Source organism: Flavobacterium sp. (assembly GCF_029945805.1).
Classification (GTDB): domain Bacteria; phylum Bacteroidota; class Bacteroidia; order Flavobacteriales; family Flavobacteriaceae; genus Flavobacterium.
This window is the reverse complement of record NZ_JAQSDH010000003.1, coordinates 1-5,659: the sequence shown is the minus strand read 5'-3', so window position 1 is coordinate 5,659 and position 5,659 is coordinate 1. Positions and strand designations below refer to the sequence as shown.

Here is a 5,659-nt window from a genome sequence, read left to right as displayed (position 1 = left end):
TTAAAATTAAGATTTTATTCTTAACTCCAACTGGAAGCTAAATTAGTATATCCATAAACTTGCGAAAGATTGATGACTTTTTTTAAAATAATTCTCTTTGGGTTTTATATAATTCACTAAAATATCTGTGCAGTATTAGACTAAGATTTTATCTTTATTTAGGATTTATATTCTATTGTGGGTTATTTAGAAGTTGGGTCAAGATTCTGTAGGGTGTCTTATCCTAAATTACGTTGACCATTTTAGGTTATTAATTGAATCACGTCAAAATTGCTGCCAATTTTCCGTTGCCTGAAGAAGTGGCGAACTTCGTAACCGCATATTTTCCCCTAAGATAGTTTTTCTTGCGAAAGAAATACATCAATTTAGCACATTTCTGACCATTTCTTGAAAGGGTTGTTGGTAGTAATTTTTAACTTAATTGAAATTATTACTCAATTCAATTATATTCTTGTTTGATTCGTCCAATGTTACTAAACCTCTGAAAGGACGGTCTAAATCGAATATGAATAAGACGGTAACTGAAATCATCATACAGAAACCAAATTCCACTAACCAATCAATACTTCCTTTTAAAGCAGCAGAATATCCAGAGTAAAATGAAGTGAAACAGGCTAAGACAAAAAGTAACCAAATAATACTATCAGGAACTTTTGCTTTCTCGCCTGCGGCTCTGGTTGTAGTAATATCAATCATTTCGTTTAATGCCGGAATCATTAGACGCGTTGCATCCGTATTGGTGTGATCAAAGGAAAGTTTTGAAGCTCTTTGCCATAACCTTGTCGAAATAGATTGGGTAACACTATTTGAAAGCTTAATTTTATCTTGATCTTTGCCAGCTTTGTAATAATTTATTCTCGATTCAATATATAGTTTGAAGTCTTTTTTAAATAATACACGTTCTTTTTCTGTATATAAATCGGCACGTAAAAAAGCGGTGCTAATGGCATTTGATTCTTCTACAATAACTTGCCTACGACTATCATATCTGCTAACACTCATTCCAAAAGTAAAAGCCAGCAGTAGAAATAGTAATCCCGAAAGGGAACTAAAACTGGAACTTGATTCCTTTAAAGTTTTAACTTTTAGTTTCTTTAACTTTAAATTACCCGCTTTGTAACCAAAATAAGTTAAAGCAAATATTGTTAGCATTAAGAGTGATGCTATTTTCCAGGCATCAAATTCATTTAGATAGGACATTCTTTTTTTGAGATTATTTTAATTTTTAATTATTCTGATTTCTTATAACTATTAGTTCTCGTTTTATAACTAAGAATAAAATACCCAAAACAAATAGATAGTATCAATATAGAAATGCCTAAATCAATATTAATATCAGCATGTTTAACATCCATAACAATTACTTTTCTTGATATTGCTGTTAATGCTATGAGTAATATTATTTTCACTTTACGCAAAATATTATCATTATGTCCTTTAAAAGTTTCCATTATTTCTAATGCAATTATGATATTAAAAAATAATGAAACGCCAGAAAGAGCTATAGATTTATTATCTGAAATTGATGCATCGCTAACTTCGGTATAGAATAGATGGATTAGTGCAAACACTTCATAGATAACAAATAGTAGGATTAAAATTGATAATACATAAAATATGGTTTTTTCTGTTGAGTGAATTATTCGATCTATAAAGTTCATTTGATCCATTTAATTATGTTAATAAAGTCTTTATTTCTTTTTTGTTTTTTTTGGAAGCGGCGTAACATCTTTTACTGAATTTTGCTTGCTTGCGTCATCATTAACGATTTGTTCTTCTATTGTTGCAAAATCAATTGACTTTAAGTCTATTTTTCGAACTTGTCTGTTCCACATGGTATGATAATAGTATACTTTCTCTTTTAAATCGCTAGACGAAGTAACTTGAGTTGCACTAACAACACCTTCAGGTAATTTATCACCTGGAACTTGAGCACCTATTGGAATATTAAAATTATCAAGAATTCTGAATGACTCAAACACAGCTTCTAAAGAAGTGTTTAATGGTCTGCATGTTGCCGTAAATGCTGCTGCTCTAACAAAACGAGATGGTGGTGTAAAGTCTCCGGGCAATCCTAATAATCCTGAACCGCCTCCAAAAGGATTTAATTCATAATTACCAAAAGTTTGTTTTTGATTTGGCATTGTGGACAAATTCAAATAATTTCTTTGGTTGATAACATGCCAATCGTATGGTGGAGAGTTAGTAATAACACCTAAGTAAGGATCATAAATTTTCACTTCTCCTTTATTTACTAATTCAATAATTCTACTGGTACCACTTGGGTCAACAATTTTAAAATGGAAAGGTAAATCAGCACCGCCAAAATTTTTATTTTCAACACCAACAACTACTATTTCATTTAGGTGCGCTAAAACTTCATCTACCGTTTTAAAAGAGGAAAGCATCCATTGCATCATATCGCCAACGCTCATCGATTTAGACGCATTATTTTTATTGTATACTGAATATTCCGCAAATCCAGGCAAATAATAAACGCCTACATAAAGACCTTCTTCATTTAAACCATCCGGACCATAAGGTTGCCCATAAGCTGTAAGTGTAACAAAACCATATTTACCCTTCCAGTTTTTACCATTTAAACCTTCCGGTGTTTGTGCTTTGAATTGTTTATTTCTTGGAACAATCAAAACCTGATTGTGTTGTGCGTCACTTAAAGCCCATTCTACTGTTCTAGAAACCACAACTCCGCCATCTTTTGATAGCAAAGTAATACCAGTGCACGCGTAAATTGGTGATGAAATCAAAGAGAAAATAATAATAGTAATAATGCTGTTTCTAATTAAATAATTTTTTTTCATGCTTGTTGGTTTTAAAGTTTTTTGTTAGATTGTATAAAAAATGAACTATTTTCTTAAAGCAGGTCTAGTTGTTCTTGGTCGAGTTACAGTTGGTTTGTTAGTGGGTCTAGTTGCTGGTCTGGTTGTTGGTCTAGTATTACCATTTGAAGCAGGTCTAGTTGAAGGTCTGGTAGCTGGTCTTGTATTAAAATTTGTACCTGGTTTAGTAGATGGTTTAGTATTATTAACTGCTCTATTTGTATTATTTATAGAACCTGAATTGCTTTTGGAAGGGAATGAAGGACGAATACTATTCTGATTTTTACGCGTAAATTCAGCAGATCCATCTTGTCTTGTTTCTGGTTTAGAGTATGTTTTATTGTAATTTCCAATAGTTCTATTATTTCTTACAATGCTTGACTGTGATCTATTTCTGTTGTAATAATTGTTTCGGTATAAAGGGGTACGATAATAATGACTATTGTGATAATGGTCATGATAATGTGAATGCCAATGAGAATGATAACCGTAGTAATAATCCCAGTAGTAGGGTCTCCATGGGTTCCAGTATGGTGGATAATAGCCCCAATACCATGGAGAACGCCATCTTACATATGCTGGAGTGTACATGTAGGTAATTACAGGCCAGGTTTGAACTTGTACTACTACCGTTTTTTCAACTACAATAGTTTTACCTTCTGAATTAATTGTATTAGATGAATAACCGGGATTTGGAGTCGCTCCTTGAGATGCAGATTCACCCGAATTAGGTTCTATGATATAGTCTTTACCATATAATTCTTCGTCACCAATGAGTTGTATTTGAATCTGTTTGTCCTCGTCTTTACTCACACTAAAGACAGCAACATCTTGATTTTCTTTCTGATTTATTGCAACTTGCAATACAATTAAATGCGTTTCTCCTTCTGCGTTATCAATTACTTTTATGTAATCTGTTTTATCATCGTTGTTTAAATCAAGGTTGTTGATTTTTGAATCTTCAGCATTAAGATTTTTTTCAAAACTTTCAAGCGTTTCTGATTCTTGAAAAAGATTTAAAACCGCATATAAGTTTAGATTATCCCCTGGAAGATTTAGTTTTTCATCTTGGGTATTTTGTGCTTTTACAGATAACGAAGTTATAATAAGGAGTACTGTAATTTGAAATCTATTGACGTTTCTCATGAATTTTTTAATAACTGTGATAATACTTAAAATTTGAACAAAATATTATTAATAAAATTTTTATTATGTATTAATTTAGCAAATATAGATTATTTTATTTCAATCTGAAATTGTAGAAAAACGTTTTAATGAATTTAATTTTTTTTAGAAAAATTTGGCTACTATTATTTTTAATCATAAATTTGTTATTATTTTTTAAAAAAAAACATGAAAAAAACATTTTTAGTAGTAACATTTGTACTATTTACAACATTAAGTAGTAATGCTCAAAAGATTAAATTTGGCGTTAAAGCAGGTTTAAACTTGTCAGATCTTAACGGAATAACTGGTTACAGCAGCAGAGCCAGTTATCATTTTGGTGGTGTTTTAGAAATTAAAGCCATTCAAAACTTATCAATCCAACCAGAATTTTTATATTCTACTCAAGGAGCAAAAGCTGACAATGCTGCCTTTAAAGATATAAATTACGACTATCTAACAGTACCTGTTTTAGCTAAATTTTACTTAATTACTGATAAATTAAGCTTAGATGCTGGCCCACAGTTTTCATTTTTACTAGACAATACCAATGTGGCAATTGTTAATTCTAGCGCTAATAGATTTGATTTTGGTGTTGTTGGAGGATTATCAGTAAATGTAACAAAACATGTTTTTGTGCAAGGACGCTATGTTATAGGTTTGAGTGATACTTCAAAAAATTCTGAAATAACAAACAGAGTAATTCAATTCTCTTTAGGTTACAACTTGTAATAATTAAATAGTATACAAAAAAAGCCATTTCATATTTCATAGTGAAATGGCTTTTCTTTTTTCGTATTCCATTTCTAAAGTAAAAGGAACCGAACATTGAAATTGTTCTTTGTAATTTACTATTTCTGAATTTTTTCCGAAATTTATGTTCGTTACTTTCGCACCTTTCGATTCTGCATTTTTAGTCAATTCGGTTAAAAAGTAAATAAAATCTTCTTTTGTTTTCAATTATTCGATAAGTTTTGGCGAAGCAAAATTAGAAATAGCAGAAAAGTTTTTTTCAATAAATAGTTTTCTATATCCTGTTGTCGCTTGATTAATTTCTATTGTGAAATCTTGAGCATTAACTTTGAATGAAAAAAGTATGATTTTAATAGATATTTCAGGATTTTGCATTTTTTAAAATTACTGCCAACGTTCCGGCGCTTCGCATCAGTTGCGAACTTCGGAACCGATTATTTTCCACTAAGATAATATTTCTTGCGAAACGTGAACGTGAATTTTGAACAAAATTCGCAATTGTGCGAAACGGCTGTTACTAGTAGTTGCGCCAAGTTTCATTTTCACGCAACATTTCACGCAATACTTATCCACTTTTTATTTTCCACACGTTTCTTTTACAAACATTTTTCACGCAAAAAAAATCCTTGCAACAATTTATACGCAATACTTTTTGCACATCAATTTCCACACAATAATTTCCACACAATAATTTCCACGTTAAAATTTCCACGCAACATTTCCACGCAACATTTTCACGCAACATTTTCACGCAACATTTTTTTCGAAATGTGTTTTAATTTCAATATTTAATTATTACACAAATAGGGAAGAAGACGTGAATTTAAAAGAGAAAGTTCTTAGAAAATGTCTTGTCCTGAAATAGGTTGACGTTTTTTTGTTAATTTATATTTCAAAAATAG

The 5,659-nt window shown here is 30.8% G+C and carries 7 protein-coding genes; 1 reads left to right on the top strand and 6 read right to left on the bottom strand.

Annotated features, from left to right (window positions below):
- Nucleotides 1-417 precede the first annotated feature (417 nt).
- Genes PSU83_RS00895 through PSU83_RS00880 form a run of 4 tightly spaced genes read right to left on the bottom strand, consistent with a single transcriptional unit; the run spans nucleotide 418 to nucleotide 3,986 of the window.
- Entirely contained in the window at nucleotides 418-1,200 is a 783-nt protein-coding gene (locus PSU83_RS00895) for a hypothetical protein (RefSeq protein WP_300585684.1), read from the bottom strand.
- A gap of 29 nt (nucleotides 1,201-1,229) precedes the next feature.
- Nucleotides 1,230-1,661 (bottom strand): phosphate-starvation-inducible PsiE family protein, encoded by a 432-nt coding sequence (locus tag PSU83_RS00890; protein WP_300585682.1) that lies wholly within the window; start codon nucleotides 1,659-1,661, stop codon nucleotides 1,230-1,232.
- 30 nt (nucleotides 1,662-1,691) lie between these two features.
- Nucleotides 1,692-2,822: a linear amide C-N hydrolase gene (locus tag PSU83_RS00885; RefSeq protein WP_300585680.1), complete on the bottom strand. Its 1,131-nt coding sequence runs from the start codon at nucleotides 2,820-2,822 to the stop codon at nucleotides 1,692-1,694.
- Nucleotides 2,823-2,867: 45 nt separating this feature from the next.
- The gene (locus PSU83_RS00880; RefSeq protein ID WP_300585677.1) at nucleotides 2,868-3,986 is read right to left on the bottom strand and encodes a hypothetical protein; all 1,119 of its coding nucleotides are present in this window, start codon (nucleotides 3,984-3,986) and stop codon (nucleotides 2,868-2,870) included.
- A 207-nt stretch (nucleotides 3,987-4,193) separates the two neighbouring features.
- Between PSU83_RS00880 and PSU83_RS00875 the strand changes: the two genes are divergently transcribed.
- A complete protein-coding gene (locus PSU83_RS00875) occupies nucleotides 4,194-4,736 on the top strand; it encodes a porin family protein (RefSeq protein ID WP_300585674.1) in 543 nt (180 codons plus the stop codon).
- A 36-nt stretch (nucleotides 4,737-4,772) separates the two neighbouring features.
- Here PSU83_RS00875 and PSU83_RS00870 read toward each other — a convergent pair whose 3' ends face one another.
- Nucleotides 4,773-4,964, bottom strand: a complete 192-nt coding sequence (locus PSU83_RS00870; protein WP_300585672.1) for a hypothetical protein — start codon at nucleotides 4,962-4,964, stop codon at nucleotides 4,773-4,775.
- Entirely contained in the window at nucleotides 4,965-5,132 is a 168-nt protein-coding gene (locus tag PSU83_RS00865; RefSeq protein ID WP_300585670.1) for a hypothetical protein, read from the bottom strand.
- Between the last annotated feature and the right edge of the window lie 527 nt (nucleotides 5,133-5,659).

What these genes read in the sequence shown, in the direction of transcription:
- PSU83_RS00895 (WP_300585684.1), bottom strand. Translation starts at nt 1,200, where the DNA reads ATGTCCTATCTAAATGAATTTGATGCCTGGAAAATAGCATCACTCTTA.
- PSU83_RS00890 (WP_300585682.1), bottom strand. Translation starts at nt 1,661, where the DNA reads ATGAACTTTATAGATCGAATAATTCACTCAACAGAAAAAACCATATTT.
- PSU83_RS00885 (WP_300585680.1), bottom strand. Translation starts at nt 2,822, where the DNA reads ATGAAAAAAAATTATTTAATTAGAAACAGCATTATTACTATTATTATT.
- PSU83_RS00880 (WP_300585677.1), bottom strand. Translation starts at nt 3,986, where the DNA reads ATGAGAAACGTCAATAGATTTCAAATTACAGTACTCCTTATTATAACT.
- PSU83_RS00875 (WP_300585674.1), top strand. Translation starts at nt 4,194, where the DNA reads ATGAAAAAAACATTTTTAGTAGTAACATTTGTACTATTTACAACATTA.
- PSU83_RS00865 (WP_300585670.1), bottom strand. Translation starts at nt 5,132, where the DNA reads ATGCAAAATCCTGAAATATCTATTAAAATCATACTTTTTTCATTCAAA.